Source organism: Streptomyces sp. TP-A0356, assembly GCF_001417775.1.
Classification (GTDB): Bacteria; Actinomycetota; Actinomycetes; order Streptomycetales; family Streptomycetaceae; genus Streptomyces.
Genome location: NZ_BBZJ01000017.1, coordinates 300,797 through 318,904, shown reverse-complemented (window position 1 = coordinate 318,904; position 18,108 = coordinate 300,797). Strand labels below are relative to the sequence as shown.

At 72.3% G+C, this 18,108-nt stretch carries 11 protein-coding genes and 2 pseudogenes; 5 read left to right on the top strand and 8 right to left on the bottom strand.

The window, feature by feature from the left end; all coding sequences use genetic code 11:
• Positions 1 to 21 precede the first annotated feature (21 nt).
• The 6 genes and pseudogenes from ASC56_RS14560 to ASC56_RS14535 form a co-directional block, all read right to left on the bottom strand.
• Entirely contained in the window at positions 22 to 867 is an 846-nt protein-coding gene (locus ASC56_RS14560; RefSeq protein WP_107309253.1) for a CoA ester lyase, read from the bottom strand.
• Entirely contained in the window at positions 864 to 2,054 is a 1,191-nt protein-coding gene (locus tag ASC56_RS14555) for a CaiB/BaiF CoA-transferase family protein (protein ID WP_055491793.1), read from the bottom strand. The genes ASC56_RS14560 and ASC56_RS14555 overlap by 4 nt, the downstream gene beginning before the upstream one ends.
• Positions 2,051 to 3,409 carry an ADP-ribosylglycohydrolase family protein gene (locus ASC56_RS14550; RefSeq protein ID WP_199835988.1) on the bottom strand — a complete coding sequence of 453 codons (1,359 nt, stop codon included), beginning with the start codon at positions 3,407 to 3,409 and terminating at the stop codon, positions 2,051 to 2,053. The genes ASC56_RS14555 and ASC56_RS14550 overlap by 4 nt, the downstream gene beginning before the upstream one ends.
• 1 nt (position 3,410) lies before the next feature.
• Positions 3,411 to 4,565 carry an ADP-ribosylglycohydrolase family protein gene (locus tag ASC56_RS14545; protein WP_055491791.1) on the bottom strand — a complete coding sequence of 385 codons (1,155 nt, stop codon included), beginning with the start codon at positions 4,563 to 4,565 and terminating at the stop codon, positions 3,411 to 3,413.
• Positions 4,566 to 4,572: 7 nt separating this feature from the next.
• Entirely contained in the window at positions 4,573 to 5,712 is a 1,140-nt protein-coding gene (locus ASC56_RS14540) for an ADP-ribosylglycohydrolase family protein (protein ID WP_055491790.1), read from the bottom strand.
• Between the two features lie 592 nt (positions 5,713 to 6,304).
• Positions 6,305 to 7,313, bottom strand: a pseudogene (locus tag ASC56_RS14535) (ADP-ribosylglycohydrolase family protein); the annotation flags it as partial.
• A gap of 270 nt (positions 7,314 to 7,583) precedes the next feature.
• On the opposite strand from ASC56_RS14535, the gene ASC56_RS14530 reads away from it, so the two are divergent.
• From ASC56_RS14530 to ASC56_RS14510, 5 genes and pseudogenes are all read left to right on the top strand, one after another.
• Positions 7,584 to 8,315 carry a VIT1/CCC1 transporter family protein gene (locus ASC56_RS14530; RefSeq protein WP_055491789.1) on the top strand — a complete coding sequence of 244 codons (732 nt, stop codon included), beginning with the start codon at positions 7,584 to 7,586 and terminating at the stop codon, positions 8,313 to 8,315.
• Positions 8,316 to 8,713: 398 nt separating this feature from the next.
• A complete protein-coding gene (gene gltB, locus ASC56_RS14525; RefSeq protein WP_199835996.1) occupies positions 8,714 to 13,309 on the top strand; it encodes a glutamate synthase large subunit in 4,596 nt (1,531 codons plus the stop codon).
• Positions 13,302 to 14,765, top strand: a complete 1,464-nt coding sequence (locus ASC56_RS14520; protein ID WP_055491787.1) for a glutamate synthase subunit beta — start codon at positions 13,302 to 13,304, stop codon at positions 14,763 to 14,765. Before gltB ends, ASC56_RS14520 begins: the two co-directional genes overlap by 8 nt.
• Positions 14,766 to 15,008: 243 nt before the next feature.
• Positions 15,009 to 15,728 (top strand): VWA domain-containing protein, encoded by a 720-nt coding sequence (locus ASC56_RS14515; protein WP_055491786.1) that lies wholly within the window; start codon positions 15,009 to 15,011, stop codon positions 15,726 to 15,728.
• A gap of 28 nt (positions 15,729 to 15,756) precedes the next feature.
• Positions 15,757 to 16,038, top strand: a pseudogene (locus tag ASC56_RS14510) (ubiquinol-cytochrome c reductase cytochrome b subunit); the annotation flags it as partial.
• On the opposite strand, the gene ASC56_RS14505 reads toward ASC56_RS14510, so the two are convergent.
• A complete protein-coding gene (locus tag ASC56_RS14505; RefSeq protein WP_055491784.1) occupies positions 16,013 to 16,969 on the bottom strand; it encodes an acyl-CoA dehydrogenase family protein in 957 nt (318 codons plus the stop codon). The pseudogene ASC56_RS14510 and the gene ASC56_RS14505 sit on opposite strands and share 26 nt — an antisense overlap.
• A complete protein-coding gene (locus tag ASC56_RS14500; protein ID WP_055491783.1) occupies positions 16,969 to 18,108 on the bottom strand; it encodes an acyl-CoA dehydrogenase family protein in 1,140 nt (379 codons plus the stop codon). The genes ASC56_RS14505 and ASC56_RS14500 overlap by 1 nt, the downstream gene beginning before the upstream one ends.

Below are 18,108 nucleotides of genomic sequence, written 5' to 3'. Positions count from 1 at the left end.
CCGATGTGTGTCGCCGGGTGCTCAGCGGCTTCGGTGGGTCAGGGACAGTGTCCGCTGGGCCTCTCGCACGGTCGCCGTGTCGATGAAGCGGCCGTCGGGGAGGGCTTGGGCGCCCGGTTCTCTGGCCGCGGCCTTCAGGGTCTCCTCGGCTCGGACGATCTCCTCCGCGGTGGGCGTGTAGGCGCGTTCGATGACCGGGAGCTGGCGGGGATGGATCGCCGCACGGCCCAGGAAGCCCAGCGCGCGGCCGTGGGCGCAGGAGGCCGCCAGGCCCTCCAGGTCCCTGGTGTCCGGATAGATCGACTGGGCGGGCGCAGGCAGCGCGGCGGCCCGCGCGGCCAGCACCACCCGGGCCCGTGACCAGTCCAGGCCCGCGTCCTCCCGTACGGCCAGGTCCGCCCGCAGGTCCGCCTCGCCCAGCGCGATGCCCCGTACGGACGGATGCGCCGACGCGATGGTGAACGCCCGCTCCACCCCCAGGGCCGACTCCAGAAGGGCGTGGAGGGGAAGCGCCCGGCCCCCCGCCGGGGCGACGCGTTCCGCCACGCGCACCACCTCCGACGGCGACGTGACCTTCGGCAGCCGCAGCCCCGAGAGGCCGGGGAGCCCGGACAACGCCGTGAGGTCTCCGTCCGCCCAGGGACTGTCCAGCGCGTTCACACGGACGTGCACCGGCACCGGCGGGCGCTGGGACAGCCGTTCCGCCGTTGCCGCCCGTGCGTACTCCTTGCGGTCCGGGGCGACCGCGTCCTCCAGGTCGATCAGCACCATGTCCGCCCCGGATGCAAGCGCCTTGCCCACCACCTCCGGGCGGTCCCCGGGCGCGTACAGCAGGGTGAGCGGGGGGTGGGCCGGGCCCGCGATCACAGGACGCCCTCCGCTTCGAGCGCGGCGATCTCCGGGCGCGTGAGGCCGAGCTCGGTCAGGATCGCCACCGTGTCCGCGCCGTGCGGACGGCCCGCCCAGCGGATCACGCCGGGCGTGGCGGACAGCCGGAACAGGACGTTCTGCATCCGCAGCCGGCCCAGCTCGGGGTCGTCGGGGATCGTGGTGATGGTGTTCAGCGCCGTGTACTGGGGGTCGGTCATGACATCCCGCACGTCCTGGATCGGCGCCACCGCCGCCTCCGCCTGCTCGAACGCCTTCAGGACCTCCGCGCGTGTGCGCCGGGCGATCCACCCGCCGACCGCATCGTCGAGCACGTCCGCGTGCCCGGCCCGGCCCGCGCCGGTCGCGAACCACGGCTCGTCGACCACTTCCGGACGGCCGACCAGGCGCATCACCCGCTCGGCGACGGACCGGGCGGAGGTGGAGACGGCGACCCAGCTGCCGTCGGCGGTGCGGTAGGTGTTGCGCGGGGCGTTGTTCTGGGAGCGGTTGCCGGTGCGGCGCTGGAGGTGGCCCAACTGGTCGTACCAGATCGGCTGCGGTCCCAGGACCGTGAGGATCGGTTCGATGATCGCCATGTCCACCACCTGGCCCGTGCCGGTGCGGTCCCGGGCCGCGAGGGCCGTCATCACCGCGTACGCCGTCGCCAGGCCCGCGATCGAGTCGGCCAGCCCGAACGGCGGGAGCGTCGGGGGCGCGTCGGGCTCGCCGGTGATGGCCGCGAACCCGCTCATCGCCTCCGCGAGCGTGCCGAAGCCGGGACGGTTCGCGTAGGGGCCGAACTGGCCGAAGGCGGTCACCCGGGCGAGGACCAGACGGGGATTCGCGGCCGACAGCTCGTCCCAGCCCAGGGCCCACTTCTCCAGGGTGCCCGGACGGAAGTTCTCGATGACCACGTCGGCGCTCGCGGCGAGACGCAGCAGCGTCGTACGGCCGCCGGGCTTCGACAGGTCCAGCGTCATCGTGCGCTTGTTGCGGCCCAGCAGCTTCCACCACAGACCGACCCCGTTCCTCGCCGGTCCGTGCCCCCGGGACGGGTCCGGTCTGGCCGGATGCTCGACCTTGATCACCTCGGCACCGAAGTCACCGAGCAGGGTGGCGGCGAGCGGACCGGCGAAGAGGGTCGCGATGTCGAGGACGCGGAGGCCGGTGAGGGGCGCGGTCATGAGCGGTGGGCTTCCCGGTGCGTGAGGTGGGCCAAGGTGTCGAAACCGATGCCGTTGAAGTCGCCGACGGAGGTGGCCAGCCGGTTCTTGAGGGGCGTCGTCCAGCGCTCGGGGAGCGCGGTGGGGTGCCCGGCCAGCACGCCCGCGATGCTGCCTGCCGTGGCCCCGGCGGAGTCGGTGTCCAGGCCCCCGGCCACCGCGCGGCAGATGGAGCCGGTGAAGTCGCCGTCGGCGTGGGTGAGGGCGGCGGCGATCAGCGCTGTGTTGGGGATGGCGTGGACCCAGTGGTAGGTGCGGTGGACGGTGTGGAGTTCGTCGACGACCGTGTCGAAGTCCGCGGTGTTCCGGGCGAGCCGGATCGCATGACGGACGGCGTGTGCGAGGCGGGAGGCGGGCGGGACGACGGTGAGGCCGGTGCGCAGGCAGTGGTGGACGTCGTGCGCGCCGGTGGCCGCCTCGGCGATGGTGGCCGCCGTGAACATCGCCGCGTAGACGCCGTTCGCGGTGTGGGTGAGGGTGGCGTCGCGGTGGGCCTGCTCGGCTGCGGCCCCGGGATCGCCGGGGTTCGTCCAGCCATGGACGTCGGCGCGGATGAGGGCGCCGATCCACTCGCGGAACGGGTTGCGGTGGCGGGCCGTGCGCGGGGGTTCGACGCCGGAGAGAAGGTTGCGGTAGGCGACGCGTTCGGCGGTGAAGGTACGGCCGGCGGGGAGTTCGTCGAGCCAGAGCCGGGCCACGTCGGTGGTGGTGAAGGCCTTGCCGTGGCGCGTGAGCAACAGCAGGCTCAGCAGCGGGTGGTCGAGGTCGTCGTCCTCGGGCATGCCGTCGATGTTCTCGGCGAGGGAGGTGGTGGCCGAGCGGCGGTTCCAGGGGTACGTCGCCGTCAGCTCCGGGGGAACTCCCCGGGCTGTGAACCAGGTGCGCAGCGGCCAGTTGCCGGTCGCGCGGGCGAGTCGGCGGATGCCCTCCAGGGGGAGCTTCTCCACGGGTTTGCCGAGGAGGCAGCCGGCGGCTCGGCCGAGCCAGGCGGCTTCCAGGCGGGACTCGGGTGGGCTCGCGGCGGCCGGAACGGAGGGCCACGCCGGGCACAGTGCCCTGATCCTCCCCAGCTCCGTCGGCTCCGTCTCCGCCAACCTGCTGGGCAGGTCCGCCAGTTCGTCCAGCAAGTCCTTCGCCAGCAGCCGCAGGTAAGGAGACGCGGGCACCGCTGACGCGCCCGCGCGCAGCGGGGCTCCCGGGCCGCCCGCCGCTCTCCATCTCGCCGCGATCGCGGACGGCTCACGGCCGTCCTGTTCCGCCTGGTGGAGTTCGTGGCCGAGCAGGTCCTCCGGCTGGACCCAGGTCAGTCGGAGCACCTCAGCCTCCGATCCGGCTGAACGCCGCCTCATGGGCCCGGCGGCGGCTCACGTCCCGGGCGAAGATCTCCCGTGTGACCTTCGTGAGCGTTCGTGCCGGTGCGTCCAGGTCCAGTCGGCTGGCCTCCGCGACCGCCTTCGCCCAGTACGGCGGGATCTCCGAACCCAGTGCCCCCGTGATCGCACCCGCCATCGTCGCGATCGAGTCGCAGTCCCGCCCGTAGTTCACCGAGCCGAGCACCGCGTGGCGGTAGTCGCCATGTGCCACGACCATCATGCCGAGTGCCACCGGTAGTTCCTCGATCGCGTGCAGCCGGGAGGGGCGGCGGGCGCCCAGGGACGGCGCACGGTAGTCGGGGCCGACCGTGTCGTAGGGCGCAACCGCCGCCCGCAGCGGCCGGAGCGCCGACTCGAAGTCCGTGCAGCGGGAGGCCGCTTCGCAGACCGACTCGATGGCGGCGCGCGTCCCGTCCTTCGCCAGGGACAGGCACGCGGCCACGACCGAGTCGGGGGTCGCGTCCGGCGCGCACGCCGCCGCCACCGCCGCCGCGAACACTGCGGCCGCCTCCCTGCCGTACGACGACTGGTGCGCCCCCGCCACGTCCAGCGCCTCGGCGTACGCGCCCGCCGGGTTGGCCGCGTTGACCAGGCCGACCGGCGCCATGTACATCGCGGCACCGCAGTTGACGATGTTGCCGACGCCCGCCTCACGCGGATCGACATGGCCGTGGTGCAGCCGGGCCACGAGCCACTTCTCCGCCAGGAAGATCCGCTGGAGGGGAATCGCCTCCGCCTCCAGCTCCGGGATCCAGCGGGGCGTGGTCATCAGGTCGGGGACCAGGTGCTCGGCGACCGCGTAGGCGTCGAGGTGGTCGCGGACGGCCGCGTACACCCGTACCAGGGCATGGGTCATCAACGTGTCGTCGGTGACGTGGCCGTCGCCCTTGTGGTACGGGGCGGCGGGTCGGGCCGTGCGCCAGGCGTCGCCGTGCCAGGGGCCGACGATTCCGTGCACGCGTCCGCCGTGCCGTTCGACGATCTGCTCGGGGGAGTGGCCCTCGACGGGCCCGCCGAGGGCGTCGCCGACGGCGGCGCCCACCAGGGCACCGGTGATGCGTTCGTCGAGAGGGACCGTCTCGTCACAAGTGAGCGTCATGTCCGAATCATCCACCGGTGGCGGCCAGTTCCGTCGCCTCCAGGAGTTCGGCGAGGTGTACGAGGTCCGTGCCGGTCAGGCGGGGCAGCGCACAGCCGGCCAGGGTGCGGCAGGCGTCGCGCCAGGCGGGTGGGATCGCCTCGCCGCCGCCGAGCGCCCCGGTCAGCGCGCCCGTCAGCGCCGGGGCGGAGTCGGCGACCCGCGACAGACAGGCGGCGGCGGGCAGGGCCTCCGCGATCCGGCCGCGAGCCGCCGTCGCCAGCGCGAGCGCGACCGGTACGGTCTCCGCGGCCGCGACTCCGTAGCTGTAGACGTGGTCGACGATCTGGTGCTCCAGCAGGGGGACGACCGGGAAGGCCCCGTCACCGTCCAGGGCGAGCCTCAGCGCGTGCCGGGCGTTGCGGCCGATCTCGGTGGACTCGGGAAGTTCGGCGAGCGCGGCCGCCACACAGGTGTCGACGGCCTCGCCGGACAGGGCGAGCGAGAGAGCCGCGGCCATGGCGCGGGCGCCGTGCACCCCGTCGCCGTCCTGGGTGTAGCGGGCGTCGAACTCGGCCAGTTCGGCGGCGAGCCGGGGATCCCCCGAATGAGCGATTGCCAGCACACAGGCCCGTACGCACGCCGCGTCGTCGAAGTAGTGCGGGTTGTCGTGCCCGGTGGCGGGCGGGCGCAGACCGTTGGCGAGGTTGCCGAGCCCCGCGCGTACGGAGATACGGGCGCGCAGGGGCGGGAGCGCCGCCTCGGCCTCGGGGGCGCGCCCGGCGGCGGCCTCGTCGGCGGCGGCGGTCCAGGAGAGGTCGATGGCCGCGCGCATCCTGCGCTGCCGGTCGAGGCCGGTGGGCGCGCCGCCGTCCCCGGCGTGCAGCACGGCCTCGGCGGCGAACGCGGCCCACTCGGCGTCGTCCGACGGCCCGAGCCTGAGCGGGTCCGGCGGCTGGTTCAGCGCGAGCGGCACGGGCAGGGTGGTCGTCGCGTTCTGCTCGGCGAAGGTGTCGAGTTCCCGGGTCAGCCGCCGGGTCCACCCGGGCATACGGGCGGCCCGGTGCCGGGCGGCGGGCCACCCGGCCGCGTCGCCCGCGGCCAGCCCGAGCAGGAGGCCCTCGACCCGACGCGGAACGGCGGGACGGGAGCCTGCGGGCGCCCTCACGGCTCCACCACGTCCTCGTCCGCCGCCTCCGCGTGGGCCGCTTCCGCGTACGCCGCCGGATCGCGCCGCGCCCACACGTCACCGCATGCGGCTCCGAGGGGCCCACCGGGACCGCCACGCCGCACGGGGTCGCCATGCCGTGCGGGGTCGTCAGGCCGCACGGGGTCGCTATGCCGTGCGGGGTCGCCATGCCGTACGGGATTGCCGTGCCCTTTCCGGTCGTGGAGCCGTGCCGGATCGCTGTGCTGTTCTGGGTCTTCGTGCCGTGTGGGATTGCTGTGCCCTTTCCGGTCGTGCTCCCGTGCCGGATCGCTGTGCTGTTCTGGGTCTTCGTGCCGTGTGGGATTGCTGTGCCGTTCCCGGTCGTGGAGCCGTGCCGGATCGCTGTGCTGTTCTGGGTCTTCGTGCCGTGCGGGATGGTCCTGGTGCTCCGGATCGTGGTGCCGTACGGGACGGTCGTGCCGTTCCCGATCCGCGCGGCACACCTGATCGCCACGCCGCCCCGGATCCTCGTGCCGTGCCGGGCCGCCGTGCCGTGCTGGACCGCCTCGTCGTACGCCCTTCCCCGCGCCCCACAGCCGTGCGACCGCCGCTCCCCACTTCCCGCCGTCGCCCGGCGTCAGCAGTTCCGCCACGTCCAGCACATGGTGTCCCTCCATGGACGGCAGGCAACGGCCCCGCGCCGGGCCGATCGCCGCCGCCCATTCGGCCGGGATCGACGAGACGCCGCATGTCGCGCCCGCCAGGGCGCCCGCGACCGCCGCCGTGGTGTCCGCGTCACGGCCCATGTTGACCGCGGTGAGCACCGACCGCCTGAAGTCGCCGTCCGCCGCCGCGTACGCGCCGAACGCCAGGGCCACGGCCTCGGGGGCGAGGTCGGTCCAGGGGTAGTCCTCGATCACCACCGCCGAACGCACCGCGCGGGGGCCCCGGTGCGCCGCGGCGAGCGCGCGGCGCAGGGAGCGGGCCGTCCACGAGTCGCCGGGGACGACAGCGAGGGCCGAGGCCGCGACGACGGTCGCCGGGGCGCCCGTCATGGCGGTCGCGACCCCGGCCGCGACCGCCCGGCCACCGTAGATGCCCTCCCCTTCGTGGCTCACCGAGCCGTCGATCGCCACCAGCCGGGCCGCCTCCGCGGGGTGGCCCGCCGCGAAGACGCCGAAGGGCGCAGCGCGCATGGCGAGACCGTCGCTCCAGGCGTGCCGGTGCTGCGCCGAAACGGGTGCCGCAAGGCCCCGGCGCAGGTTCTCCAGCGTGCCCCGCTCGCTGAACCCCGCACCGCGCAGCGGCCCCTCGTTCCGGTCCGCGATCCACTGGCGCCAGGCCGACTCCGCGTGTGCCACGGTGAGCGCCGAGCCGTGCCGGGCCAGCAACAGCCCGGAGAAGATCGCATACTCGGTGTCGTCCGTGCCCAGCGGCCGCTCGGCGACGTACCCGGTGATCCGGCCCCAGCGGGCGCGGATCTCGGTCGGTCGCATGTTCTCGGCGGGCGCGCCCAGCGCGTCGCCGACGGCGAGGCCGAGCAGCGCGCCGCGCGCCCGCGCCCGAAGAGCGGTGGCGTCCCCGGGTACCGGGGCCGGGGGAATGCAGGCGATGGCCATAAGGTGCCTCTTCCTCTCGGGGCACCCCCCTGATCTCGGGGCGCACGGCCCCTCTGCGGATCTGTCCCACCCGATGCGCTTCCCGGAGCCTGACCCGGCTCAGCATCACCCGTCCGACATCTGTGCAGAAGCACTCACGGATGAGCGCTGGAAGGCAAAAGTGCAGGTTAGCCCAGCCTTTCCTTGCTGGCGGACGGGCCGTTACCGGCGTACTTTCGGTGTTGTCGAAAGCTGGAAAGAGTCCAATCACGCACCCCTGGGGGACCGGGCATGGCCATCATCGAGACCGAGGCGACGCTGCACGAGGCGCACCGGGACAACCACACGCACCGCGATGTGAACGGTGGCTGGCTGCGCCCGGCCGTCTTCGGCGCGATGGACGGGCTGGTGTCCAACCTGGCCCTGATGACGGGTGTCGCCGGCGGAGCCGTCGGCCAGCAGGCCATCATTCTGACCGGGCTCGCGGGCCTGGCCGCCGGCGCCTTCTCCATGGCCGCGGGCGAGTACACCTCCGTGGCCTCCCAGCGCGAGCTGGTGGAGGCCGAACTCGACGTCGAGCGGCGCGAGTTGAAGAAGCACCCGGAGGACGAGGAGAAGGAGCTCGCGGCGCTCTACGAGGCGCGTGGCGTCGAGCCCGCGCTCGCCCGCGAGGTCGCCAGGCAGCTCTCCCGCGACCCGGAGCAGGCCCTGGAGATACACGCGCGCGAGGAACTCGGCATCGACCCGGGCGATCTGCCCTCCCCGACGGTCGCCGCCGTCTCCAGCTTCGGGTCGTTCGCGCTGGGTGCCCTCCTGCCCGTCCTGCCGTATCTGCTCGGCGCCCATGCCCTGTGGCCCGCGCTGCTGCTCGCCCTCGTCGGCCTCTTCGCGTGCGGCGCGGTCGTGGCCAAGGTGACGGCCCGCACCTGGTGGTTCAGCGGACTGCGGCAGCTCGGCCTCGGTGGTGCCGCGGCGGGTGTGACGTACGTCCTGGGCAGCCTGTTCGGTACGGCCATAGGATGACCCGCCAGCCCCTTATGCGAGGGACCGCATAAGTAGTTGTTACTCGGCGGTTTCGACCGCTTGACCGACGGGCATGAGCCGTAAGCACCGCGGGCAATGACGCCTGCGCCGCACCGCACCACGGTGGGCGACGACGCTCTCCGCCATTCGGGTCGACGGGCACCGATCTGTCCGCTTCCCGCCCCCTTGATTCCATCGCCCGGCGTGAAACCCGCGCCACGCCCCAGCGATGTCCGCATGTTGGAACGGACTATCCGGTTCCCGAGAACCACCCCATCATGTAACCTGCACGAAATTTTGCGATCCGCAGAGGGCCAGCGTCGTCCCTCGGTATTGCTCCCCCAGAGCCCGAAGGCCTGGGAGGTGCCCCCAGCCAGATGACGACGACGGGAGAGCCGATGCGTACGCCGCGCCAGCCGTCCCAGCACTCCACGAATGGCCGGAACTGGTCATTCATGGATGCTCGCCCTGCTGCGCAGGGTATGTACGACCCCCGCAACGAGCACGACGCCTGCGGCGTCGGCTTCGTGGCCACCCTCACCGGCGAGGCGAGCCATGCGCTGGTCGAGCAGGCGCTCACGGTTCTGCGCAACCTGGAGCACCGCGGTGCCACCGGCTCCGAGCCCGACTCCGGTGACGGCGCCGGCATCCTCTCCCAGGTTCCCGACGCCTTCTTCCGCGAGGTGGCCGAATTCGAGCTGCCCGAGGCGGGCGCGTACGCCGTCGGCATCGCGTTCCTGCCCGAGACGAACGCCGCCGAGGTCGTCTCGCGGATCGAGACGATCGCCGCGGAGGAGAGCCTGACCGTCCTCGGCTGGCGCGAGGTCCCGGTCGCCCCCGAGCTCCTCGGCGCCACCGCCCGCTCCACGATGCCCGCCTTCCGCCAGCTCTTCGTCACGGACGGCGTGAGCAAGGGCATCGCGCTCGACCGCAAGGCGTTCGTGCTGCGCAAGCGCGCCGAGCGCGAGGCCGGTGTGTACTTCCCCTCGCTGTCCGCGCGCACGATCGTCTACAAGGGCATGCTGACCACCGGACAGCTGGAGCCCTTCTTCCCCGACCTGTCCGACCGCCGCTTCGCCACGGCCATCGCGCTGGTCCACTCGCGCTTCTCCACGAACACCTTCCCGAGCTGGCCGCTCGCCCACCCGTACCGCTTCGTCGCGCACAACGGCGAGATCAACACGGTCAAGGGCAACCGCAACTGGATGCGCGCCCGGGAGTCGCAGCTGGTCTCCGACCTGTTCGGTTCGCAGGAGACGCTGGAGCGGACCTTCCCGGTCTGTACCCCGGAGGCGTCCGACTCCGCCTCCTTCGACGAGGTGCTCGAACTCCTGCACCTCGGCGGCCGCTCCCTGCCGCACTCCGTGCTGATGATGATCCCGGAGGCGTGGGAGAACCACGCCTCCATGGACCCGGCCCGGCGCGCGTTCTACCAGTTCCACTCCACGATGATGGAGCCCTGGGACGGTCCGGCCTGCGTCACCTTCACCGACGGCACCCAGGTCGGCGCCGTGCTCGACCGCAACGGTCTGCGCCCCGGCCGCTACTGGGTCACCGACGACGGCCTCGTCGTCCTCGGCTCCGAGGTCGGCGTCCTCGACATCGACCCCGCCAAGGTCGTCCGCAAGGGCCGTCTGCAGCCCGGCCGCATGTTCCTCGTCGACACCGCCGAGCACCGCATCATCGAGGACGACGAGATCAAGGCGGCCCTGGCCGGCGAGCAGCCCTACCAGGAGTGGCTGGAGGCCGGCGAGATCGAGCTGGAGGACCTGCCCGAGCGCGAGCACATCGTGCACACCCACGCCTCGGTCACCCGCCGCCAGCAGACCTTCGGCTACACCGAGGAGGAGCTGCGCGTCCTCCTCGCGCCGATGGCCAAGACCGGCGCCGAGCCGATCGGCTCGATGGGCACCGACTCGCCCATCGCCGCGCTGTCCGAGCGCCCGCGTCTGCTCTTCGACTACTTCACCCAGCTGTTCGCGCAGGTCACCAACCCGCCGCTGGACGCGATCCGCGAGGAGCTGGTCACCTCGCTGCGCTCGTCGCTGGGCCCGCAGGGCAACCTCCTTGAGCCGGCGGCGGCCGCCTGTCGCAGCGTCGTCCTGCCCTTCCCGGTGATCGACAACGACGAGCTGGCCAAGCTCATCCACATCAACGCCGACGGCGACATGCCCGGCATGAAGGCCGCGACGCTCTCCGGCCTCTACCGGGTCTCCGGCGGCGGTGACGCCCTGGCCGCGCGCCTGGAGGAGATCTGCGCCGAGGCCGACGCCGCCATCGACAACGGCGCCCGCCTGATCGTCCTGTCCGACCGCCACTCGGACGCCGAGCACGCGCCGATCCCGTCGCTGCTGCTCACCGCGGCCGTCCACCACCACCTCATCCGCACCAGGCAGCGCACCCACGTGGGCCTGCTGGTCGAGGCCGGCGACGTCCGCGAGGTCCACCACGTCGCGCTGCTCATCGGCTACGGTGCCGCGGCCGTCAACCCGTACCTGGCGATGGAGTCCGTCGAGGACCTGGTCCGGGCGGGCACCTTCCTGCCGGGCATCGAGCCCGAGAAGGCCATCCGCAACCTGATCTACGCCCTCGGCAAGGGCGTCCTGAAGGTCATGTCCAAGATGGGCATCTCGACCGTCGCCTCCTACCGCGGCGCCCAGGTCTTCGAGGCCGTCGGCCTCGACGAGGGCTTCGTCGACAAGTACTTCAACGGCACGGCCACCAAGATCGGCGGCGTCGGCATCGACGTCATCGCCAAGGAGGTCGCCGCCCGCCACGCCAAGGCGTACCCGGCCTCGGGCATCGCGCCCGCGCACCGCGCGCTGGAGATCGGCGGCGAGTACCAGTGGCGCCGCGAGGGCGAGCCGCACCTGTTCGACCCGGAGACGGTCTTCCGCCTCCAGCACTCCACGCGCACCGGCCGCTACGACATCTTCAAGAAGTACACCGAGCGTGTGAACGAGCAGTCCGAGCGCCTGATGACGCTGCGCGGTCTGTTCGGCTTCAAGTCCGACCGCGAGCCGATCTCCATCGACGAGGTCGAGCCGGTCTCCGAGATCGTCAAGCGCTTCTCCACGGGCGCCATGTCGTACGGCTCCATCTCCAAGGAGGCGCACGAGACGCTCGCCATGGCCATGAACCGGCTGGGCGCCAAGTCCAACACCGGTGAGGGCGGCGAGGACCCGGAGCGCCTGTACGACCCGGCGCGCCGCTCGGCGATCAAGCAGGTGGCCTCCGGCCGCTTCGGCGTGACGTCCGAGTACCTGGTCAACGCGGACGACATCCAGATCAAGATGGCGCAGGGCGCCAAGCCCGGCGAGGGCGGCCAGCTGCCCGGCCACAAGGTGTACCCGTGGGTGGCCAGGACCCGGCACTCGACGCCGGGCGTCGGCCTGATCTCCCCGCCGCCGCACCACGACATCTACTCCATCGAGGACCTGGCCCAGCTGATCCACGACCTCAAGAACGCCAACCCGGCCGCGCGTATCCACGTGAAGCTGGTGTCGGAGGTCGGCGTCGGCACGGTGGCCGCGGGTGTCGCCAAGGCACACGCGGACGTCGTCCTCATCTCCGGCCACGACGGCGGCACCGGCGCGTCCCCGCTGACGTCGCTCAAGCACGCCGGCGGCCCCTGGGAGCTCGGCCTCGCCGAGACCCAGCAGACGCTGCTGCTCAACGGCCTGCGCGACCGCATCGTCGTACAGACCGACGGCCAGCTGAAGACCGGCCGTGACGTGGTCGTCGCGGCGTTGCTCGGCGCCGAGGAGTTCGGCTTCGCCACCGCGCCGCTCGTCGTCTCCGGCTGCGTGATGATGCGCGTCTGCCACCTGGACACCTGCCCGGTCGGCATCGCGACGCAGAACCCGGTGCTGCGCGAGCGGTTCTCCGGCAAGGCCGAGTTCGTCGTGAACTTCTTCCAGTTCATCGCCGAGGAGGTCCGCGAGATCCTGGCCGAGCTGGGCTTCCGCTCCATCGAGGAGGCCGTCGGCCACGCCGAGGCCCTCGACGTGGCCCGGGCGGTCGACCACTGGAAGGCGCAGGGCCTGGACCTGGAGCCGCTGTTCCACGTGCCCGAGCTGGCGGAGGGCGCCGTGCGCCACCGGATCGTCGCCCAGGACCACGGCCTGGAGAAGGCGCTCGACAACGAGCTGATCAAGCTCGCCGCCGACGCTCTGGCCGCCAACTCCCAGGCGGACGCCCAGCCGGTGCGCGCCCAGGTCGCCATCCGCAACATCAACCGCACGGTCGGCACCATGCTCGGCCACGAGGTGACGAAGAAGTTCGGCGGCGCGGGCCTGCCCGACGACACGATCGACATCACCTTCACCGGCTCCGCGGGCCAGTCGTTCGGCGCCTTCCTGCCGCGCGGTGTCACCCTGCGCCTGGAGGGCGACGCCAACGACTACGTCGGCAAGGGTCTGTCCGGTGGCCGGGTCATCGTGCGCCCGGACCGGGGCGCCGAGCACCTCGCCGAGGACTCGACGATCGCGGGCAACACCATCGCGTACGGCGCGACCGGCGGTGAGCTGTTCCTGCGGGGCCGTACGGGCGAGCGGTTCTGCGTACGCAACTCCGGTGCGCTCGTGGTGTCGGAGGGGGTCGGCGACCACGGCTGCGAGTACATGACCGGTGGGCACGCGGTCGTGCTCGGCAAGACGGGCCGCAACTTCGCGGCCGGTATGTCGGGCGGCATCGCGTACGTCATCGACCTGAACCGCGACCACGTCAACGCAGGCAACCAGGGCTCCATCGAGGCCCTCGACGACGCCGACAAGCAGTGGCTGCACGACGTGGTGCGCCGCCACGCCGAGGAGACCGGCTCCACGGTCGCCGAGAAGCTGCTCGCCGAGTGGTCCGCGTCGGTGGAGCGCTTCAGCAAGATCATCCCCAGCACGTACAAGGCAGTGCTCGCCGCCAAGGACGCCGCCGAGCGAGCCGGTCTCTCCGAGACCGAGATCACCGAGAAGATGATGGAGGCGGCGACCAATGGCTGATCCCAAGGGCTTTCTGAACCACGGCCGCGAGGTCGCCAGGTCCCGCCCGGTGGGCGAGCGCGTCAGGGACTGGAACGAGGTCTACGTCCCCGGCTCGCTGCTGCCGATCATCAGCAAGCAGGCCAGCCGGTGCATGGACTGCGGCATCCCGTTCTGCCACAACGGCTGTCCGCTGGGGAACCTGATCCCCGAGTGGAACGACTACGCGTACCGCGAGGACTGGACCGAGGCGTCCGAGCGCCTGCACGCCACGAACAACTTCCCGGAGTTCACGGGCCGGCTGTGCCCGGCTCCGTGCGAGTCCGCGTGTGTGCTCGGCATCAACCAGCCGCCGGTCACCATCAAGAACGTCGAGGTCTCCATCATCGACAAGGCGTGGGACAGCGGTGACGTGAAGCCGCAGGCCCCCGAGCGCCTGTCCGGCAAGACGGTGGCGGTCATCGGGTCCGGTCCCGCCGGGCTCGCCGCCGCCCAGCAGCTGACCCGGGCCGGTCACACGGTCGCGGTGTACGAGCGCGCGGACCGCGTCGGCGGCCTGCTCCGCTACGGCATCCCCGAGTTCAAGATGGAGAAGCGGCACATCAACCGCCGTATCGAGCAGATGCGCGCGGAGGGCACCCGCTTCCGGACGGGCATCGAGATCGGCCGTGACCTCAAGGCGACGGACCTGCGCAAGCGGTACGACGCGGTGGTCATCGCGGCCGGTGCGACGACCGCCCGTGACCTGCCGGTCCCCGGCCGCGAGCTCAAGGGCGTCCACCAGGCCATGGAGTACCTGCCGCTGGCCAACAAGGTGCAGGAGGGCGACTACGTCACCACACCGATCTCGGCAGAGGGCAAGCACGTCGTCGTGATCGGCGGCGGTGACACGGGCGCGGACTGCGTGGGCACGGCCCACCGCCAGGGCGCGGCCTCCGTCACCCAGCTGGAGATCATGCCCCGCCCGAACGACGAGCGGAACCCGGTCAACCAGCCGTGGCCGACCTTCCCGATCCTCTACAAGGTCACCTCGGCCCACGAGGAGGGAGGCGAGCGCATCTACTCGGCCTCCACGACCCACTTCGAGGGCGACGAGGACGGCAACGTGCAGTGGCTGCACCTCGCCGAGGTCGAGTTCGTGGACGGCAAGCTGACGCAGAAGCCGGGCACGGAGCGCAAGATCCCGGCCCAGCTGGTCACGCTGGCCATGGGCTTCACCGGCACGGACCGGGACAACGGCCTGGTCGAGCAGTTCGGCCTGAAGCTGGACGAGCGCGGCAACATCGCGCGTGACGCCGACTTCCAGACGAACGTGCCGGGCGTGTTCGTGGCGGGTGACGCGGGCCGTGGCCAGTCGCTGATCGTGTGGGCGATCGCCGAGGGCCGCTCGGCGGCACGCGGTGTGGACCGCTTCCTCACGGGCGCCAGCGACCTGCCGGCCCCGATCCGCCCGACGGACCGCGCGCTGATGGTCTGACGCAGCGCTCGACAGACGTCCCGTACAACGGCGTACGGAACACAGACGGCGCCTGCCCGCCAGTCCCCGACCGGACGATGGGGCAGGCGCCGCCGCATGTCCGGACGCCGGTGGGAGCCGGCCGGTCACCGGCCGCCGGTCTGCGTTCGCTGGGCGGGAGTTGGGGCAGCGGCAGGATCGCGTGCCGCGGGACGGCGGTGGCGTAGGGTCAACAGCGCCGTCCCAGCAGAGAAGGAAGTCCGCATGGCACCGATCAGCCTCCGCAAGGTCGAGGAGACCGCGCCCGCGCTGGTCAGCCTGTACAAGAGCGCCGGGGTGTCCCTCACCAAGCACGGGCTGAGCGGGCAGCGGGCCGCCGTCTACCTGGTGGTCGACTACTCCGGTTCCATGCGGCCGTACTACAAGGACGGCAGTGTGCAGGCGCTCGCCGACCGGGTGCTCGGGCTGTCGGCTCAGCTCGATGACGACGGGCGGGTGCCGGTCGTCTTCTTCTCCACGGACGTCGACGCCGTCACCGACATCTCCCTCGGCGACCACCGGGGCCGGATCGACCGGATCGTGGCCGGGCTCGGGCACATGGGCCGGACCAGCTACCACCTGGCCATGGACACCGTCATCGACCACTACCTCGACAGCGGCTCCAGGGATCCCGCGCTGGTCGTCTTCCAGACCGATGGCGGCCCCATCGACAAGCTCGCCGCGGAACGGTATCTGTGCAAGGCGGCCAGGCTGCCGATCTTCTGGCAGTTCATCGGGTTCGGGGACCCGGGCAGCAAGCAGTTCGACTTCCTGCGGAAGCTCGACGAACTGCCCGTGCCGCAGAAGCGGGTCGTCGACAACGCGGGCTACTTCCCCGCCGGTGCGGATCCGCGAAAGGTCCCCGACGCCGAGCTGTACGACCGGCTGGTGGGCGAGTTCCCGCAGTGGCTGGCGGCGGCGCGGGCCAAGGGGATCGTGGCCTGATCGCAGCGTGCGGCCCATTGGCAACGGGGTGCTCCTGATCGGCGCCGGCAACGACCTGTGGGCGACCCTCTGTCTGGGCCTGCAGCCCCGCGACCGCGACCAGGTGCTGCACGGGCGGGAGACCGGCACCGTCAAACGGCTGCCGCACGGGGAGTACGTCGAGGTCCACCAACCGCTCTCGCGGACACGGCTGTTCACCCTCACCCAGCACGAGCAGCCATCGCCCTACGAGATCGGGCCCGGGGCTCGGATCCCCAAGCCGACGGCGGAGGAGTACCGCGCCCTCACGAGGGAGGGCGGGCACCACTGAGGACGACGGCCCGGCACTCCGCCGGATCACCCCACGCCGTGCGCAGCGCACGGGCCTTCGTCAGCCACAGGGAGAGGTCGTACTCGGCGGTGTAGCCGATCGCGCCGTGCAGCTGGAGCGCCGTGCGGGCGGTCGTGTACGCCGCCTCGCAGGCCGCGACCTTGGCGGCGGCCACGTCCGCGGGGTTCATCGACAGGGCGGCGCCGAAGAGCAGTGGCCGGGCGAACTCCAGGGCGATCTTCGCGTCGGCCAGCCGGTGCTTGACCGCCTGGAACGAGCCGACGGGCACGCCGAACTGGACGCGCTGCCCGACGTACGCGACGGTTCGGTCGAGGAGGGCGAGGCCCACGCCGAGGGCCTGGGCCGCGGTGGCCAGGCGGGCCGGGACGACGGCGTCCGGGGGGACGTCGGTGGAGAGGAGTTCGCCGCCGACGAGCGGAGTGGCGAGCCGGCGGGCGGTGTCCAGTGACCGCCGTGCGTCCGGCCCGCAGCCGGGCGACAGCCACAACTCACCGTCCCTGAGCGTGAGTACGACATCGGCCGCGTCCCCGTCCAGCGCGTACCGGGTACCCACCGTGGCCAGGGCCGTGCCGGCGGCCAGCCGGGGCAGCAGCCGCTCGGCCTGCTCGGGCACCCCGGCGAGCAGGGCCGCCGCGAGCACCGTCTCCACCAGTGGACCCGGTACCGCGTGCCGCCCCAGCTCGACGAAGGCCACGGCGAGTTCCACGGGCAGCGGTCCCACCCCTTCGTACGCCTCCGGGACCGCCAGCGCGAAGACCCCCGCCTCCGCCAGCCGGGACCACAGCGCCCGTCCGGCCGTGTGGTCCCCGGCACTCCAGGACCGTATGACGGACGGTGTGTCGGCGGCGGTCAGCAGGGCGTCCAGCGAGCGGGCGAACGCGCGCTGTTCGTCGGTGAGCAGAAGACGCATCAGCGGCGGCCCTTCGGCAGGCCGAGCAGGCGCTCGGCGATGATGTCGCGCTGGATCTCGTTCGTGCCGGCGTAGACCGGGCCGGCCAGGGAGAAGACATAGCCCTCGGACCAGTCGGTGTCCGCCGCCTCACCGTCCTCGCCCAGGAGATCGAGCGCGGTCTCGTGCAGCGCGATGTCGTACTCGGACCAGAAGACCTTGTTCAGACTGGACTCGGGGCCCATCGGCTCGCCGTCCAGGAAGCGGGAGGCTCCCGCATAGGTGAAGAGCTGGTAGGCGCGGGCGCCGATGAGGGCGTCGGCCACCCGGTCGCGCGCCGACGCCGGGCAGCCCCGCGCCTGCCACAGTCTCAGCAGCCGGTCGGCCGCGGCCAGGAAGCGGCCGGGCGAGCGCAGCGTCAGCCCGCGCTCGTCGCCCGCCGTCGACATGGCGATCCGCCAGCCCTGACCTGGTTCGCCGATCACGTCCTCGTCGGGCACGAACACGTCGTCCAGGAAGAGTTCGGCGAAGGCCGGCTTGCCGTCGAGACGGCCGATCGGACGGACCGTCACTCCCGGCGCGCCGAGGTCGAACATGAGATGGACGAGGCCCTGGTGCGGCTTCGGCGTGTCCGGATCGCTGCGGAACAGCCCGAAGGCGCGGTCCGCGAACGCCGCCCGCGACGACCACGTCTTCTGCCCCCTCAGCAGCCACCCGCCCGCCGTGCGGATCGCCTTCGACGTGAGCGACGCCAGGTCCGAGCCCGCCTCAGGCTCGGACCACGCCTGCGCCCAGATCACCTCGCCCGACGCCATCGGAGGCAGGACGCGCGCCCGCTGGTCCTCGCTCCCGTACGCGAAGAGGGTGGGCGCCAGAAGGCTGATGCCGTTCTGGCTGACGCGGCCCGGTGCTCCCGCCGCGTAGTACTCCTCTTCGAAGATCAGCCATCGGACCAGTCCCGCGTCCCGTCCTCCGTACGCGATCGGCCAGGACACCACCGACCAGCGGTCCGCGGCCAGTACCGCCTCCCAGGCGCGGTGTGCCGCGAAGCCCTCCTCCGTCTCCAGGGAGGGCAGCGGGGACTCGGGTACGTGCGCGGCGAGCCAGGACCGGGCCTCGGCGCGGAACGCCTCGTCGGCGGGGGAGTGGATGAGGTCCAC

What these genes read in the sequence shown, in the direction of transcription:
- ASC56_RS14555 (WP_055491793.1), bottom strand. Translation starts at nt 2,054, where the DNA reads ATGACCGCGCCCCTCACCGGCCTCCGCGTCCTCGACATCGCGACCCTC.
- ASC56_RS14545 (WP_055491791.1), bottom strand. Translation starts at nt 4,565, where the DNA reads ATGACGCTCACTTGTGACGAGACGGTCCCTCTCGACGAACGCATCACC.
- ASC56_RS14530 (WP_055491789.1), top strand. Translation starts at nt 7,584, where the DNA reads ATGGCCATCATCGAGACCGAGGCGACGCTGCACGAGGCGCACCGGGAC.
- gltB (WP_199835996.1), top strand. Translation starts at nt 8,714, where the DNA reads ATGCGTACGCCGCGCCAGCCGTCCCAGCACTCCACGAATGGCCGGAAC.
- ASC56_RS14520 (WP_055491787.1), top strand. Translation starts at nt 13,302, where the DNA reads ATGGCTGATCCCAAGGGCTTTCTGAACCACGGCCGCGAGGTCGCCAGG.
- ASC56_RS14515 (WP_055491786.1), top strand. Translation starts at nt 15,009, where the DNA reads ATGGCACCGATCAGCCTCCGCAAGGTCGAGGAGACCGCGCCCGCGCTG.
- ASC56_RS14505 (WP_055491784.1), bottom strand. Translation starts at nt 16,969, where the DNA reads ATGCGTCTTCTGCTCACCGACGAACAGCGCGCGTTCGCCCGCTCGCTG.